General features: G+C 43.5%; 13 protein-coding genes. 1 reads left to right on the top strand and 12 read right to left on the bottom strand.

What is annotated here, in order from left to right; translation table 11 throughout:
• Nucleotides 1-169: 169 nt before the first annotated feature.
• The 11 genes from IMZ31_RS16545 to IMZ31_RS16495 all read right to left on the bottom strand — a co-directional run bounded on the left by IMZ31_RS16545 (nt 170) and on the right by IMZ31_RS16495 (nt 13,414).
• On the bottom strand, nt 170-2,194 hold the full coding sequence (locus IMZ31_RS16545; protein ID WP_207528356.1) for a methyl-accepting chemotaxis protein: 2,025 nt from the start codon (nt 2,192-2,194) through the stop codon (nt 170-172).
• 444 nt (nt 2,195-2,638) lie between these two features.
• Entirely contained in the window at nt 2,639-3,664 is a 1,026-nt protein-coding gene (locus tag IMZ31_RS16540; protein WP_207528355.1) for an ABC transporter ATP-binding protein, read from the bottom strand.
• A complete protein-coding gene (locus IMZ31_RS16535) occupies nt 3,661-4,608 on the bottom strand; it encodes a C40 family peptidase (RefSeq protein WP_207528354.1) in 948 nt (315 codons plus the stop codon). Before IMZ31_RS16535 ends, IMZ31_RS16540 begins: the two co-directional genes overlap by 4 nt.
• A gap of 21 nt (nt 4,609-4,629) precedes the next feature.
• Nucleotides 4,630-5,724: a mandelate racemase/muconate lactonizing enzyme family protein gene (locus IMZ31_RS16530; RefSeq protein WP_207528353.1), complete on the bottom strand. Its 1,095-nt coding sequence runs from the start codon at nt 5,722-5,724 to the stop codon at nt 4,630-4,632.
• A 24-nt stretch (nt 5,725-5,748) separates the two neighbouring features.
• A complete protein-coding gene (locus tag IMZ31_RS16525) occupies nt 5,749-6,666 on the bottom strand; it encodes a S66 peptidase family protein (RefSeq protein WP_207528352.1) in 918 nt (305 codons plus the stop codon).
• Nucleotides 6,667-6,756: 90 nt separating this feature from the next.
• Complete coding sequence (locus IMZ31_RS16520) at nt 6,757-8,421, bottom strand: peptide ABC transporter substrate-binding protein (protein WP_207528351.1); 1,665 nt, start codon at nt 8,419-8,421, stop codon at nt 6,757-6,759.
• A gap of 21 nt (nt 8,422-8,442) precedes the next feature.
• Complete coding sequence (locus tag IMZ31_RS16515; RefSeq protein WP_207528350.1) at nt 8,443-9,435, bottom strand: ABC transporter ATP-binding protein; 993 nt, start codon at nt 9,433-9,435, stop codon at nt 8,443-8,445.
• 6 nt (nt 9,436-9,441) lie between these two features.
• Nucleotides 9,442-10,410 carry an ABC transporter permease gene (locus IMZ31_RS16510; protein ID WP_036783077.1) on the bottom strand — a complete coding sequence of 323 codons (969 nt, stop codon included), beginning with the start codon at nt 10,408-10,410 and terminating at the stop codon, nt 9,442-9,444.
• A 1-nt stretch (nt 10,411) separates the two neighbouring features.
• Nucleotides 10,412-11,344 (bottom strand): ABC transporter permease, encoded by a 933-nt coding sequence (locus IMZ31_RS16505; RefSeq protein ID WP_207528349.1) that lies wholly within the window; start codon nt 11,342-11,344, stop codon nt 10,412-10,414.
• Nucleotides 11,345-11,357: 13 nt separating this feature from the next.
• The gene (locus tag IMZ31_RS16500) at nt 11,358-12,182 is read right to left on the bottom strand and encodes a M55 family metallopeptidase (protein WP_207528348.1); all 825 of its coding nucleotides are present in this window, start codon (nt 12,180-12,182) and stop codon (nt 11,358-11,360) included.
• Nucleotides 12,183-12,451: 269 nt separating this feature from the next.
• Nucleotides 12,452-13,414, bottom strand: a complete 963-nt coding sequence (locus tag IMZ31_RS16495; RefSeq protein WP_207528347.1) for a bile acid:sodium symporter family protein — start codon at nt 13,412-13,414, stop codon at nt 12,452-12,454.
• Nucleotides 13,415-13,662: 248 nt separating this feature from the next.
• Between IMZ31_RS16495 and IMZ31_RS16490 the strand changes: the two genes are divergently transcribed.
• Complete coding sequence (locus IMZ31_RS16490) at nt 13,663-14,511, top strand: fumarylacetoacetate hydrolase family protein (RefSeq protein ID WP_207530442.1); 849 nt, start codon at nt 13,663-13,665, stop codon at nt 14,509-14,511.
• Between the two features lie 95 nt (nt 14,512-14,606).
• On the opposite strand, the gene IMZ31_RS16485 is transcribed toward IMZ31_RS16490, so the two are convergent.
• A complete protein-coding gene (locus IMZ31_RS16485; protein ID WP_207528346.1) occupies nt 14,607-15,656 on the bottom strand; it encodes an SEC-C metal-binding domain-containing protein in 1,050 nt (349 codons plus the stop codon).
• Nucleotides 15,657-15,779 lie beyond the last annotated feature (123 nt).

The raw sequence follows: 15,779 nt of genomic DNA, 5'->3' as shown, positions 1-15,779 counted from the left end.
TGCCTGGTTCATAAGGCATCACTTTTTTGAATTGTCTTCTGGGAGCTTTTGTACGGTAAAGTAGTTCAGGGTGTCAGACACCGAGCAGTGCTTTAAAGCTATAAAGGGTGTCTGGCACCCGGTGGTTCTCTAAAGTAATAAAGTGCTGTCGATAGGATGCCTTTTTAGTTTAGTTAAATTTAAATTTCTTCATTTCTTGGTCGAGGTGTTGTGATAGGTCTTGTAAGCCTGTTGCGTGCTTTGCGAACTCTTCCATGGTTGCTGAAATTTCTTCTGATGAAGCGGATACTTCTTCGGATGAGGAAGCGGTTTGTTGTGATAGGGCTGATATGTTTTGTATTTCGCCAAGCACTGCTTCTTTATTTTCCTGGCTTATGACTACGGACTCTTTTACAGTGCGGGCTTGAGTAGCAACCCCGTTTAAGGCAGTAACGATATCGGAGAAGATGGTTTTCGTTTGTTTGACTGCGTCTTCTTGGTCCTCGACGATTCCGTTTGTCTCTCCTACTGCTTGAACTGCTTGGTCTACAACGGTTTGAATCTTTTCTATAATGCTCGTTACCTGATTAGCGGAGGCTTTAGATTCTTCTGCTAATTTACGCACTTCTTCAGCTACGACCGCGAAACCTTTGCCATGTTCACCGGCTCTGGCTGCTTCTATTGAGGCATTTAAAGCTAGTAAATTCGTTTGTTCTGTAATGTTTGAGATAGTTGTGACAAAAGCATTGATCTCCTGCATATTTGAATCGATCTCCTCCACAATCGATCCTACTGTTTGAGAGGAGTCTTTTGTTTCTTGAGATTTTTGAGTCAAAATTTCAACTTGTTTCAGTCCGCTCGTTCCAAGATCGGCCGAGTGGGTGCTGACTTGATTCATTTCCTCTGTTGCTTCAGCTATTTGGTCCAACTGGTTGGATAACTCACTCATTTCTTCTGAGCTTTTTTGAGAATTCTCAGCTTGAGAGGAAGCTCCTTCTGCGACATCTCCAATTGCAGAAGCCACCTGCGTTATGGAAGCTGATGTCTCTGTTGTGATGGTAGAAAGGTACGTAGCGGTTTCAAGTGTTGTATTAGAAGAGCTTTCTACTGAACTCAATGCACTTGATAAGTCATCCATCATTTCATTAAAGCTATGCTCTAGATCTTTGAACTCGTCATTTGCTTTCAAGGATACACGAGTAGTCAAATCTCCCTCTGCTGCTTGATTAAAGGAACTTCGAACCTTGTTAATATTTTTAGAGATTTTTTGACTGACGATCCAGGCTGTAAGTAAGGCAATGATGACAAAGACGATGCACATAACAAGCGTAATGGTTTTAATACTACTTGTTCGTTGTGCAAATTCACTGTTTTCTAGCGTGGATAGAACTTTCCAGCCTGTTACTTCATTTGTTGTGAAGACAGAGGCCTTGTGTTCTTCGTTATACGTATACTCTTTTGTTCCTTCTACATTTTGACTGAGGTGAGCCCAAATCCCGATCTCTTTAAGGGTATCTGATCCGATTAAAGATGTGTCAGGATGAGTGATTAATTGCCCGTTGTTGCCCACAAGGACCACGTAGCCTTCATGCCCAATTACGATATCATTTGTCATTTTTGCGATATCGGTAAGGTTAATATCAATGCCGATTACTCCGGCGACCTTGCCTTCTTTTTCAACAGATTTGGATAGGGTTACAATTGTGTTACCGGTTGATTCATCTTGGTAGGGCTCGCCAATAATAAGCTCTCCTTGCTGTCCGACAGCGTTTTTGTACCAAGGACGACTGGTTGGATCAAAGTCATCTGGTAGAGAGGAGGAAGCTTCTTTAGGCGCCATGAGCAAATCTCCGCGGTCGGTTGCAAAATAAACGTGCTTATAATCTTCTCGGGTATCACGTGTCCCTTGTAGTAAATAAGAAGCGTAAGTACTGTTATTTTCATTGCTGTAATAATCGGTGAAATTTATATTGCTGGCCAATAAATTCATTTGACCCTCGATGCCTTCAAAAAGGTTTGTCAGACCATTATCTACTTCTCTCACAACCTGAAGAGATGATTCTTTCACTTCATTTTTAATAATCGCTTCTGTTTTCATAATCGAAACAATTCCTAATGTAAGAAGAGGGATGATGGCTAAAAGGGACATTACGACGATCATTTTTGATTTTACGGTGTTAAGTTTAAACTTTCTTGCTTTTTTTGATTTCTTCAAGTTTGGCCTCCTGATGGTGTGAATATAACGACGCTACGATGATTTTGTTCTATTCTGATTAATTCTTCTGATGTGCATAACTCCCGTAGCAATTGTTCAATTTCCTCTTTGCTAAATGGTTGTAAATCTAAATTGTGGTAAATGCTTGTCCTCCTAATGCACAAAGAGTAATCAGCCTTGTTTAAGGTGAGGTGAATAGTCATGCCTAGGAACAATGGCCGACTTACTGTTTATCGGAATATATTAGGAATGTTTTAACATAAAATTTTTAAACTTTTAGTAAAAGGAAGAAAAGAATCAATGCGTTACTCTGGTAGAGAAGTGAAGGGTGTCAGACACCCTTCAGTGCTTTAGAGCAAAGACGGGTGTCTGACACGCTTTAGCGTAGTAAAGCGAAAGGGCGTTAAAAAACCGGCTTCCTTTTAAGGGAGCCGGTTTTTATGGTTAGCGGATGTTTACTGTCATGCCGCTTTTTGTGTCGTTGATTGGGGTTTTGTCTTCGATGTCCTCGTTGTAGAGGTGGCAGGCAACGTAGTGGTTTTTCGTAACTTGTTGCCATTTTGGTACTGTTTCAGCGCAGGCTTCCATGGCCATCGGGCAGCGTGTACGGAAGACGCAGCCGCTTGGCGGGTTAATCGGGCTTGGCAGTTCGCCCTCTATAACGATCTGCTCTCGTTCGTCCTCGATATCAGGGTCCGGTATCGGGACGGCAGAGAGTAGGGCTTTCGTGTAAGGATGAAGCGGGTTTTTATAAAGCTCCTCAGCATCTGTTAGTTCTACCATATTGCCAAGGTACATGACGCCGATACGGTCGGAGATGTGCTGAACCATCGACAAATCATGGGCAATAAATAGGTACGTCAGTCCTTTTTCTCTTTGGAGCTTTTCTAATAGATTCACAACCTGAGCCTGAACGGAAACATCAAGTGCTGATATGGGTTCATCAGCGATGATGATTTCAGGGTCTAGTGCAAGCGCTCGTGCAATCCCAATTCGCTGTCTTTGTCCGCCACTAAATTCATGCGGATAGCGGTTTGCGTGATCGCGGGTTAAGCCGACTTCTTCAAGAAGCTCATAAATGCGCTTCATTTTTTCTTTTTGATCCTTATAAATACCGTGAACTTCTAGCGGTTCTGCGATAATTTCAGCAACCGTTGAACGGGGATTTAAAGACGCATAGGGATCCTGGAAAATCATCTGCATGTTGCGCTTCAGTTCAAATTCTTCTTTCCCTTGAAGCTCGTGAACGTTTTTCCCATTATAGAGAACTTCACCGTCCGTCCGGTTGTAGAGCCCCATAATGGTACGTCCTGCCGTTGATTTCCCACAGCCTGATTCTCCAACAAGGCCAAATGTTTCACCGTTGTAGATGTCAAAACTAATGCCATCTACTGCCTTCAATACCTGTCCGCGCCCAAGATCAAAGTGCTTTTTAATATCTTTTACTTGTAAGATTGCTTCGTTTTTCATACGTCTTCTTCTTTCTCCTCCCAATAGCGGCGCGCGCTGCACAGTTCTTTTTCATAGATCGTGTCTTTAAGGTCAATGATCTCGATGTTTTTACCTGTATTAGGGGAGTGAAGCATTTTCCCATCTCCGTAGTAAAGGCCGACGTGGTGTAACTTGCCTTTTCCTTCATCATAGGCAAAGAACAACAAGTCACCTGGCTGTAGGTGATCAAGGTCTACCTGTTGGCCACTTTCGGCTTGGTCGTGCGCGTCACGAGGGATTTCGTACCCTTGAGCTTTGTGCATGTTGTAGGTGAAACCTGAACAATCGTAACCAAACGAACTCATGCCACCCCAGAAGTATGGGAGGTCGACAAATACCTCGCCAGATTTCAAGATATCTTCACCTGTCCCTTTTGGAATATCTTCAAGGGAAGGGTAGACCGCGACCTCCTCAACAGAGAAATAGCCACCTCCGTGTGGACTTAATACGCCAACGAAATCTTCTTCTTTCGTTTGCACCGGGAGTGTCGTTAAATAACTCACATCAAGGAAAGGTTTCTTGTAGGGGTCGTATAAAGTAGCTTGTCTTGTTTTTACAACAGCCACTCCATTACCTGTCCATGATTCACTTGGCAGTTCTCTTAATTGGGTGAGAGGAACCCAGCCAGGGTAGCCTCGTTCATCTTTTCTGGAGGGTTGGGTCGGAACAATGATGTGTGCCCACTCCCCTTGGATATCGACTAGTAAAACCTCTTCGCCGTATAAAAGCTGGGATTGAATTAAGTTTTCGTCACTTAAGGCAAGCCTAGGCTCGTACGTTAGACTGGTGTGCCATTGTTGTAAGTCGATCGGATTTGAAATGCCTGGTGCATCAATTTCACGTGGGGATTCTGGTGATGTCCATACGGTTGCAACGGGTACTTGGACGACCCAGGTCGTGCTTGTTACTGTCTCTTGACTCATTTGGATTGCCTCCTTATGGGTTTAGGAAAGAACTTGATCAAGGTTTACAGATGTGATGCCAAGACCAGCGCCTTCTGAAAATGTTATATGGCGACCGTTATACATGACGCCGCCTTCAATCGAATCGTTCAAAAGCATGAGTGGCGCATCAAAGTCTACGAAGCGAACATTTTTTTGACTGGCGGCAAAATGAGCTGCAGCTGTAATGCCGATCTTCGTTTCAATCATGCTACCAACCATACAAGGAACGCCGTAACTTTCTGCTAGTTTATTAATCTGCATGGCTTGATGAATACCGCCTGATTTCATGAGTTTAATATTAATAAGATCAGCACTTCTCGTCTCTAGCACTTGTTTCGCCTGATGGGGGGAGAAAACGCTCTCATCGGCCATAATCGATGTTTGAGTCCCATCGGTTACTCTCTTTAGCCCTTCGATATCATGTGCTTTTACAGGCTGCTCAACAAGCTCAATTCGTAGGTCTAACTCTTCCATTCGTTGAATCGCATAAGTAGCTTCTTTCACTGTCCATCCTTGATTCGCATCAAGGCGAATGGTGGGTTCATGGCCAATCTTTTCTCGAATCTTTCTGATACGCTCAATATCTTTTTCAATTTCATCTTTGCCCACTTTAACTTTTAAAACATTAAAGCCATCTTGAATATATTGTGTGGCATCAGCAGCCATTTCCTCTGGGTCATTCACGCTAACCGTATAGTCTGTCTCGAGTTCTGATTTGTATCCGCCGAGCAACTGGTAAAGGGGCAGTCCACATGCTTGAGCGAAGCAATCGTGAAGCGCCATATCAACAGCGGCTTTTGCACTTGTATTGCCAACCATTGATTGAGCTAAGGATTCGAATAGCGCTTCTCTGTTCAAGAGTGATTTCTCAAGTAGTAGAGGTTTTATAATATGACTAATGGCATATTCGATGCTTGCGACACTTTCACCTGTAATGACATGAGTTGGTGGTGCTTCACCCCAACCAATGATTCCATTATCGCACGTTACTTTTACATATATACTTTCTGCAACCGTTACTGTACGAAGAGCAGTCTTAAACGGCTTCTTCAGGGGTTCAGCAACAGGGTACGTTTCGATCGATTTGATCTGCATGGTGTTGTTCATCCTCTCGAAGTGTTAATACACGCCTGGTTCAATAGTAAGGGTCTTACTCGGAGTAGACAGGGTCCCCTTCGTCCCAAAAGGGATTGCGAAATGGGGGAGGCAGTGTCCGATTTTAAATCCTGATAGAACAGGTTTGTTTAGATTGGCAAAATAAAAATGCAACACTTCATCTAAGGAGAGGGAAGCTTCTTTCTTCGGGTCTGATTCTGAAAAATCCCCTACAATCACTCCGGCAGCATCTTCAAATTTTCCTGCCTGTCTTAATTGGTTTAAAAAAGAGTCAATCCGATATGGCTCTTCACCAATATCCTCGATAAGTAACAGTTTCCCTTTTGTGTCAATCTCAAACGAAGTTCCGATGGAGGTAACGAGTAATGAAAGGTTACCGCCGACGATTTCACCCGAAGCTTCTCCTTTTGAAATCATATGTAAAGGGGAGAAGGATTCGTCGTAGTTAAGCGTTTGAGGAGAGAAAAGTTGGTCAAACATCGCTCTTGATTGGTCGTCGAAGGTTTCTTTCCCAATGTCAGATCCAAGCATAGGACCGTGGAACGTTGTAAGTCCGGTTTGTTGCCTGATAGCTGTATGTAAAAATGTAATGTCGCTATACCCCCAAAAGATCTTAGGGTTGTTTCGTATTAAATCATAATCAATCAAATCTGCGATGCGGGCTGTACCATATCCACCGCCTGCACAGATGATGCCATCAATGTTTGGGTCTTGAAAGAAATCGTGCAGATCCTTTAATCGTTCTTCATCTGTACCGGCTAAATGTCCGTATGTACGAGATACGTTTGGTCCTAATTTGACGTTGAGTCCTTTTTGTTCGAAAAAAGGGATCGCCTTTTTCACATTGTCTAAGTTGGGAGGGCTGGCTGGTGCAATGACGCCAATCGTGTCGCCCTTTTTCAAGCGTTTCGGTATAAGCACTAGCGTTCTTCCTTCCTTATGTAGGATGAAAAGAGGCTTGCCCGGAATGGGAGCCTCTTTTCGATCAAATTATATTCTTGTTTATGTGCGTTATTCTTTAGAAGCCCACTTCAGTTCTAAATAACCAACTGGGTGGCGGATGATATCTGATACATTGTCTTTGTTAAGGAACACGTGGTTATAGAAGTGAACCGGGAAGATCGGCATTTCTTCAAATAATACTTTCTCAGCCTCATACATCAATTCCCAGCGCTTCTCATTGTTTGATTCAGCTTTAGCATCTGCAATGAGTTGGTCATACTGATCATTCGACCAGCCTGTACGGTTCATAACAGAGTCAGATGTGAAGCTTTCTAAGAAGTTGATTGGATCACCGTAGTCAGCAAGGAAAGAACTACGAGATAGTTGGTGTTTCAAGTCTTTTTGGTCTTGGAGGAACACGTTCCACTCTGTATTTTCAAGGCCAATTTCTACATCTAGAACAGTCTTGAACTTCTGTTGAAGCGCCTCAGCGATCGCTTTATGTGATTCGCTAGTGTTATACGTAAGGGTTACTTCAGGAAGCTCATCATAGCCTTCTTCTTTCATACCTTCTTCTAGTAGCTGTTTTGCTTTTTCTGGATCTGTTTCAAGCATGTTACCGTTTTGTTCACGGAAGTCGTTCCCAGATGGGTCCTGGAATCCGTAAGAAACGAAACCATAAGCTGGCTGTTCTTTATTCTTCGTGACAAATTCAACGATTTCCTGCTGGTCTACAGCAAGAGCGAATGCTTTACGGATTTTTTCGTTTTGGAACGGTTCTTCTGTTACGTTAAAGCGGTAGAAGTACGTACCAGCTTGTTCTGTAATGGAAACCGCATCGCTATTAATTAACTCCTCAGACATTTCTGAAGGGATTTCAGAAACATCAAGGTCACCACTTTCAAATAGCTGGTATTCGGTGTTGGTGTCGTCTACCATAGCGAAGTGAACTTGATCTAGAGTAACGGTTTCAGCGTCCCAGTAGTTTTCGTTCTTCTTCAGAAGCATATCTTTATCTTTATTGTATTCAGCAAGGTTAAAAGGACCGTTTCCTACGAATGTGTCAGCTTCAGCGAACCATTCAGGGTTTTCAGTTGCAACACTTTCGTTAATTGGGAAGAAGGCTGGGTTTGAGATGACATGAGTGAAGTAACCAGTTGGCGCTTCAAGCGTTACTTTTAACTCTTTTTCACTCACAGCTTCTACCATGACGTCTTCTTTAGAACCTTCTCCTTTGTTGAATGCTTCGCCGCCTTTAATAAAATAACCTAGGAAAGCTGCTGGAGAAGCCGTTTCAGGATCTAGAAGGCGTTTCCATGCGTACACGAAGTCACCTGCAGTAACATCGTCACCATTTGACCATTTCGCGTTGTCGCGAATCATGAACGTGTAAACGGTACCGTCTTCAGAAACCTTCCAGTCTTCAGCTGTAGCTGCTTCTGGAGTGTGTTCTTTACCAAGACGAGTAAGACCTTCCATTAAGTTGTTCAATACGTTCCAAGAAGCTGAATCGAAACCTTTTGGAGGATCAAGCGATGTTGGGTTTTGTCCGTTGTTTAGATTGAGCGTTGTAACGTCATCGCCGCTCGCTTCCTCGTTTGTTTCACTGCTGTTGTCTTCGCTTTCTGTTTCTGTCTCGTCACTGTCTCCGTCACCAGAGCTGTCTGTTGCTGTACAAGCAGCCAGGGTGAAAGCGAATAGGACTGTGAGTAGAAGCATTAACCATTTCTTCATACTAATTTCCCCTTTCGATTTTTATGTAGCTATATATTTTTTTGCTCGTTCATCCTGAAGCCAGCAATCCACTTCTTGCGTCTCGCTAAGCTTCGTATGAACGGGGTACACGTTTTCACACACTTCCATGGCTTTTGGACACCGTGCTGTAAAAGGACACCCTTTTGGGGGTGAGAATAAGTCTGGCGGTGTACCGTTGATGGGAATTAATTCATCGCCCCGCTGATCAAGGCGAGGGACAGAATTCAATAATCCTTGTGTATAGGGATGTTGTGGACTATAAAAAATTTCTCTTCTGGTACCCACCTCGATGACTTTACCGGCATACATTACGGCAATTCGATCAGCGATTTTTGCAACGACACCAAGGTCATGCGTAATTAATATAATGGATACGCCCGTTTGCTCCTGAATTTTATTAAAAAGCTGGAGAATTTGGGCCTGAATCGTAACATCAAGAGCTGTAGTTGGTTCGTCTGCAATTAATAGCTCTGGCTCGCAAATAAGCGCCATGGCGATGACAATGCGTTGTCTCATGCCACCACTAAATTGGTGCGGGTGTTGCTTCATGCGTTCTTTTGGATTTGGAATTCCAACTAGATTCAGCATTTCAATGGCTTGTTCATTCGCCTCATTTGATGAGATCTTTTTGTGTTGCTTAAGCCCTTCAGTAAGCTGATCACCAACTGTTAGGGTTGGGTTGAGCGCGGTCATAGGGTCTTGGAAGATCATTGAGATATCTACGCCGCGAATCTTTCTGATGTCTTTATTGGACATCTTGGTCAGGTCCTGATCCTTAAAATGAATCGAACCCTTTGTGATTTTTCCGGGCGGGGAAGGGATGAGCTTCATAATGCTGTTGGCGGTTACACTTTTCCCGCACCCTGATTCTCCAACGATGGCGAGTGTTTCTCCTTTATGAAGGTCCAGATTGACACCGCGAACGGCTTGGACTTCGCCTCCATAGGTTGTAAACGAAACGTGGAGGTCTTTGATATCGAGTATTTTTTCCACTTGAGGTTACCTCCTTAACTTCGGATCGAGTGCGTCCTGTAGTCCGTCGCCTAGTACGTTAAACGCAAACATTGTGGCTGAAATAAAGAATGCTGGGAAGAAAAGTCGCCACCAATCTCCTGATAAAATAACGCCTAATGCATCGTTTGCCATAACACCCCAGCTTGCGAATGGTGACTGTATGCCAAGGCCCAAGAAGCTAAGGAAGGCTTCTGCGAAAATGGCTGTTGGAACAGTTAGCGTCATTTGTACGATAATTGGTCCCATCGTATTTGGAAGTAAATTTTTTCGAATGATACGGCTCGTCTTTGTTCCAAATGATTGCGAGGCGAGTACGAATTCATTTTGTTTGATTTGTAGCACTTGTCCTCGGACAATTCTGGCCATTCCGACCCACCCTGTTACGGTTAGGGCAACGATAATCGTAAATAAACTTGGGCCTAATACAACTAGTAGTAAGATGACAACGAGCAGGTACGGAAGGCCGTACAAGATTTCAATGATTCGCATCATGACGTTGTCCGTGCGTCCTCCTTTGTAGCCGGCAATTCCTCCGTAGGTAACTCCGATAAAGAAGTCGATAATAGCAGCCATAAGGCCTACGAATAAGGAAATGCGTGCTCCGTACCATGTTCTTGTGAATACGTCGCGGCCAAGGTTATCTGTGCCAAACCAGTGGTCGGCAGATGGGGGCAAGTTCTGTTCGGGCAAATTCCCCTGACTTACTGTGTAAGGGGAGAAAATCGGACCAAAAATCGCCATAAGGCCAAGTAAAATTAGAAAAACGAGTCCTGCCATAGCGAGCGTATTCCCTCTTAAGCGTCGCCAAGCGTCTTGCCAATAGGAAAGAGAGGGGCGGACCACGGTCTCGGCGCCCTCGGCGTCTTTCTCTTTCGGTTTAAACCATTCATCTGGAATTTCCGAAGAGGTGGAGGGTGTGTGTTGGTCTTTGGTTTCTTTCGTTTCAGTGAGCACCCTATTCTCCTCCTTTTTTATGCAATTTGATACGAGGGTCTAAAACGCCGTACATGATATCGACTAGGAATAACATCAAGACGAGAAATGTACTGTAAAAGACGGTTGTACCCATAATGACAGGGTAATCGCGCTGGTTGATGCCCTGGACGAAATATTTACCCATGCCAGGGATGGCGAAGATTTTCTCAATAACGAATGTCCCTGTTAAGATCCCTGCGAGTAAGGTTCCAAGTATGGTGACTACAGGCATAAGCGCATTTCGTAGCGCATGCTTCACGACGATTTTAAAAGGAGATAATCCTTTCGCGCGTGCGGTTTTTATGTAGTCTTGAGTCAGTGTTTCTAGCATACTTGAGCGGGTCAGCCTTGCAATGATGGCCATCGGTCCTGTTGCGAGCGCGATAATAGGCAAAATCATGTGCTGTGGGCTGTTCCATGTGGCAGCTGGTAGTAGCTTAAGATCTACTGCAATGACTTGGATGACAAGCGTTGCTAACACAAAGTTCGGTATGGAAATTCCAAGAACCGCTATCGTCATGGCAGTATAATCGATTAATTTGTTATGCCGTAGTGCAGCGACGACGCCTAGAGTGATTCCTGATACGAGTGCTACAAGGATGGTCCATATTCCGAGTTCGGCTGAGATTGGAAACCCTCGGCCAAGCAGGGAGTTTACTGTTTCTGTTGGTTGTTTAATAGATGGTCCGAAATCAAAAGTAATGATGGATTTAAGGTAGAGTACATATTGGACTGGAAGTGGTTTATCTAGGTTGAAGTGTTTTTCTAAGTTTTCTTGAACGACGGCATTGCTCGTTTTCTCTTCATTAAATGGTGACCCTGGTATGGCGTTCATGAGAAAGAAAGTTAAGGTTGCAATGATAAAGATCGTTAGGATCATGAGGAAAAAACGTTTCACAATGTACTTGAGCATAGTTGTTTTCCTCCTAACGGAATTTGGTTTGCATCGCGAGTTCTGTCATGACGAGCATGGCTTGATAAGCTTCAAGCATGTCTTTCGCCTGGAATTTCACTGTCGTTGAATTGGGCTCAAGTTCTGTGCCAGGCATTAAGTTTGCCCATTCGGCTTCTCCGTAGTTGGTGAACTCAATTCGTAATGTAGGTTGTTTAGGTGGAACGAGTGGTTCTACGTTGTGACGGTTTTGAAGTGCTTGTGTTGTCTTTTGTTGAAGTAGTTCTCCTGCTTTTATAGGCGTTAGACTCTTTACAGAAGAGCGAGAGATCGTTTCTTTCACTGGAGCAGTCGTTATGTTTGGAATAAGTGCTTCTGCTTCCTGCGCTGCCTGGTCGTCGCCGGCTACCATTAGTACAGGAACCCCGTAATAGCCTGCTAGATATGCATTTAAACCAAGTTCTCCCACGGCAACATCATTTATGTAGAAATTACGTACACCGAAAATCATGGAATGAGACATCACGCCTTTTTGTGCAGCTCGGGCGTGGTAGCCTACAAACATGGCTCCTTCGTATGAGTCATCAAGTCCTTGCATCATCGAGAACGGTTTAACGTCACCTGTGATAAGCTTTGCTTCGGGATGGAGTTCTTCTATGAGAAGGTTGTCCATTTTGGAGTGGCTGTCATTTACGAGTATTTCTTTCGCATTGTTGTCGAACGCTGACTGAATGACGTAATTTGTCTCTTCGGTCATAATTCTTCGTCCGCGCTCATAATTATGCTTTGCCGAGTCAATATACGTAATATTCGGCAAACCTGTGATTCCTTCCATATCCACTGATAGGTAGAGCTTCATAGGTGTGATCCTCCTCTAGTAATCTAGCATTAAGAATTTTATAAATTTTCATATAATTTTATCAATATTTAGCAGAAAAGGCAAGAAAACACCTGAAATGGGAATATTGTCATGCTTTAAAGGAGAGAAGGGTGCCAGACACGCGGAAGTGCTTTAGAGTGGTGAAGGGTGTCAGACACGCTTTAGTGCGGTGGAGTGTCGCAGGGTGTCTGGCACGCTGTGAGTCTGTGATGTAATAAAGCGCCCTCTGTATAGAGAGGGCGCTTTGGTTAGGCGGATTTTGTTAGGTTTTGCTTGGTTTCGCTTTTTTCTTTTTGCTTACGGTAAAGGGTGGCGATAATAGGTCCTGAGATGTTGTGCCATACGCTGAAGATGGCGCTTGGTACAGCGGCAAGTGGGCTGAAGTGCGCAGCTGCTAGTGAGGCACCTAGACCTGAATTTTGCATGCCAACTTCGATAGACACAGCGCGTTGTTTGGATGGATCCATCCCCATAAGCTTTGCGATCCCGTAGCCTACACCGTAACCGAGTACGTTGTGTAGAACGACAATCGCGAAGATCAGCGCTCCTGTCTCAGCGATTTTAGCCTGATTCAAACTTACAACAGCTGCCACAATTGCAACTATGGCAACTACTGATACGATAGGCATTGCTTTAATACCGGCTTCGCTCTTTTTGCCTAGCGCGGCTTTAACAATTAGTCCAAGAACGATTGGGACGATGACGATTTTTACAATCGATAGGAATAAAGAACCTGCTGACACTGGTAGCCACTGGCTTGCAAATAACAAGACAAGCACTGGAGTTAATAGTGGTGCTAATAAAGTAGAAACAGCTGTGATTGCTACTGATAGAGCTGTATCTCCTTTTGATAAATAAGTCATTACGTTTGAGGATGTTCCTCCAGGACAACACCCAACCAGGATTACCCCTGCAGCTACTTCTGGTGAAACAGGAAGTAGCATCGCTAGTGCAAATGCGAGTAATGGCATGATGGTAAACTGAGCAACCACACCGGCTGCTACGTCTTTAGGCCTCTTAAACACTTCGGCGAAATCGGATTTCGAAAGCGTCAGTCCCATACCGAACATGATAATTCCGAGAAGCGGCACAATGTAAGGAGCGATCCAAGTGAAACCTCCAGGGAAAATAAATGATAAGACCGCGAATAATATAACCCAAATGGCAAAAGAACTCCCCATAAAACTACTGATTTTCTCTAACATCTTCATTCTGTTTCACTCCTCACAAATCGATAATAAGGGAATTCTACACCCGTCACCTTGAAATCTGAACCTTTTATTCATTCTTTTCTCAAAATTTTGTTATTTAGTGGAGTGAAGGGTGTCAGACACCGTTTAGTGCTTTAGGGCAGTAACGGGTGTCTGGCACGATGTATTACGATAGAGTGATAAAGACTACCTTTTTTAAGGGGAGAAATGATAGAATGAGTGAAATCTTATTGAAGGAAGGGTTTCTCATGAAGTTTGTTACGTTTGAATTAAATGGCTCAGATACTTGGGGCGTAGAAGTGGATCAGCGTGTCCATTTTTCTAGTGAGTGGACAGAGCGGTATCCTAACTTGTTAGAATTTATTCGCTCTGGCGCTCGGATTGATAGGGAAGAAGTATTAGGTTGGGAGAGTGTGGGATATGAGGATGTACAAGTAAAGGCACCTTTTCTACCACCCAAAAATATCATATGCGTAGGGAAGAACTATAAGGAACATGCGTTAGAAATGACGCAGCAAGATCCTGGCTCAATACCGGAAGATCCGATTTTATTTACGAAACCAGCTACGTCAGTGGTGGGGTCCGGTGAAGTTGTAGAGGTGCATGAAAAGCTTACGAGTCAGTTAGATTATGAAGGAGAGTTAGCTGTCATAATTGGTAAAGAAGGGCGTGACCTTACACAAGAAGAAGCGAAAGATTACATATTTGGTTATTCCATCGTCAACGATGTAACAGCTAGAGATTTGCAGAAGAAGCATAAACAGTTCTTTAAAGGGAAATCTCTTGATACTTCAGCTCCATTTGGTCCTGCAATTGTGCCGGCGGAAGATATAGATGATCCACAATATTTATCTATTAAAACCTATATAAATGAAGAGATCCGTCAAGATGGAAACACGACGGATATGATCTTCTCTATTGCTGAGCTTATAGAAATCATTTCGGCAGGCATGACTTTAGAGCCTGGGGATGTGATTGCCACTGGCACGCCGAGTGGTGTAGGGAAAGGAATGAACCCACCCCAATATTTAAAATCCGGAGACACAATGACTATTAGTATTGAAGGAATTGGCACGTTGGAAAACCAAGTTAAATAAAAACTGGCACCCTTTAGTTAACTAAAGGGTGCCAGACACCATGTGGTTCTTTACAGCGCTAAAGAGTGTCTGACACCGTTTAGTGCTGTAAAGTATTATTGTGCTGCTTCTTGTAGGGTTTCGTGTGCTTCGTCGATCACGTCGGATAGGGCGGTCGTCATATCGCGGTATTTTGCTGAGATGCTTGTACCGGATGTGCCGTATTGAGCTGCTGCGTCTTTTTGAGAAATTGGTGTCCACTCATTTAGGTGAGAACGCAATGTATACTCAAGAGCGCCAGCATATATTTCTGGTTTACGGATTGTTGGTTCCTGACGTTTGCAGTATAGGTACCAGAAGAATGTTGCTGTTTCTTCTTCTTCTTCAGTAATTTCGTTCATACCTTCTGATTTCAGGAATAGATCAAGGACTTCTTTTTGCTTGTCGTCTTGCCAGCTAATACGTTCCGATGCATCAACTGTATTATACAATCCTGCTGTTAGTTTAATAACTTCAGGGAAGGATTCCTTCAGCGCTTCAGGGTTTGCCTTGAATGTCTCTACATCTACTTCTGACATGAATTTCTCTTCAAGCTGAGGCTGTACGATAAACGTAACAAGGAAGAATTCATAGTAATCACCTGTTAAGATCGGAAGGCCTAATACAAGGCTGTCCTCATCAGGTGTGCTGTCTTCTTCAAATAGGACGTTATAGGTTTCGTTTGTGAAGACGTCCGTTACTGTACTAACTTCACTTGTGATAGGCTCGCCAACTTTGAATACAGAAGGTGGATTCTGCCCCCACGTGCTTAATAGATCACGTGTTTTTTGGCGTTTTAATTTGTTTCCATTTTTCTCTACATACCATTGAAGGGCTGTTTTCTCTTCCTTAATAGGGGAGTAGATCATTACCCAGGATAAGTAAAGGTTCGTGAGGGTTTCTTTCAAGTCCTCTACATCTTCCATTTCAGCCTGGAAGTCAGCCATTAAAATCTGCAATTCTGAAGAGAACCGGTCTACAGAAAATTGCATGATTTGATTTTGAACGGTATTTAATTCTTGGCGAATTAAGTTCGCATTTAGTTCAGTTGCATTTTCTTTCCCGCAACATTTTTTATATTTTTTACCGCTACCGCATGTACATGGGTCATTTCGATTAATTTTCATGATGTATACCTCCGATGAATATTTCCTATATTTCCGTCATACCAAAACACTATTATAAAAGATTTCAACCCCTTCTGTCACCCCTTTCGCGTACTATAGTACCAAATGTAGTCATAAACGCTT

The organism is Pontibacillus sp. ALD_SL1 (assembly GCF_017355605.1).
Note: the sequence above shows the minus strand (reverse complement) of the source record. Positions and strands in the feature narration are given on the sequence as shown.

Coding starts and splice junctions, on each gene's coding strand:
- IMZ31_RS16540 (WP_207528355.1), bottom strand. CDS start 3,664: ATGAAAAACGAAGCAATCTTACAAGTAAAAGATATTAAAAAGCACTTT.
- IMZ31_RS16535 (WP_207528354.1), bottom strand. CDS start 4,608: ATGAGTCAAGAGACAGTAACAAGCACGACCTGGGTCGTCCAAGTACCC.
- IMZ31_RS16530 (WP_207528353.1), bottom strand. CDS start 5,724: ATGCAGATCAAATCGATCGAAACGTACCCTGTTGCTGAACCCCTGAAG.
- IMZ31_RS16520 (WP_207528351.1), bottom strand. CDS start 8,421: ATGAAGAAATGGTTAATGCTTCTACTCACAGTCCTATTCGCTTTCACC.
- IMZ31_RS16505 (WP_207528349.1), bottom strand. CDS start 11,344: ATGCTCAAGTACATTGTGAAACGTTTTTTCCTCATGATCCTAACGATC.
- IMZ31_RS16500 (WP_207528348.1), bottom strand. CDS start 12,182: ATGAAGCTCTACCTATCAGTGGATATGGAAGGAATCACAGGTTTGCCG.
- IMZ31_RS16495 (WP_207528347.1), bottom strand. CDS start 13,414: ATGAAGATGTTAGAGAAAATCAGTAGTTTTATGGGGAGTTCTTTTGCC.
- IMZ31_RS16490 (WP_207530442.1), top strand. CDS start 13,663: ATGAAGTTTGTTACGTTTGAATTAAATGGCTCAGATACTTGGGGCGTA.
- IMZ31_RS16485 (WP_207528346.1), bottom strand. CDS start 15,656: ATGAAAATTAATCGAAATGACCCATGTACATGCGGTAGCGGTAAAAAA.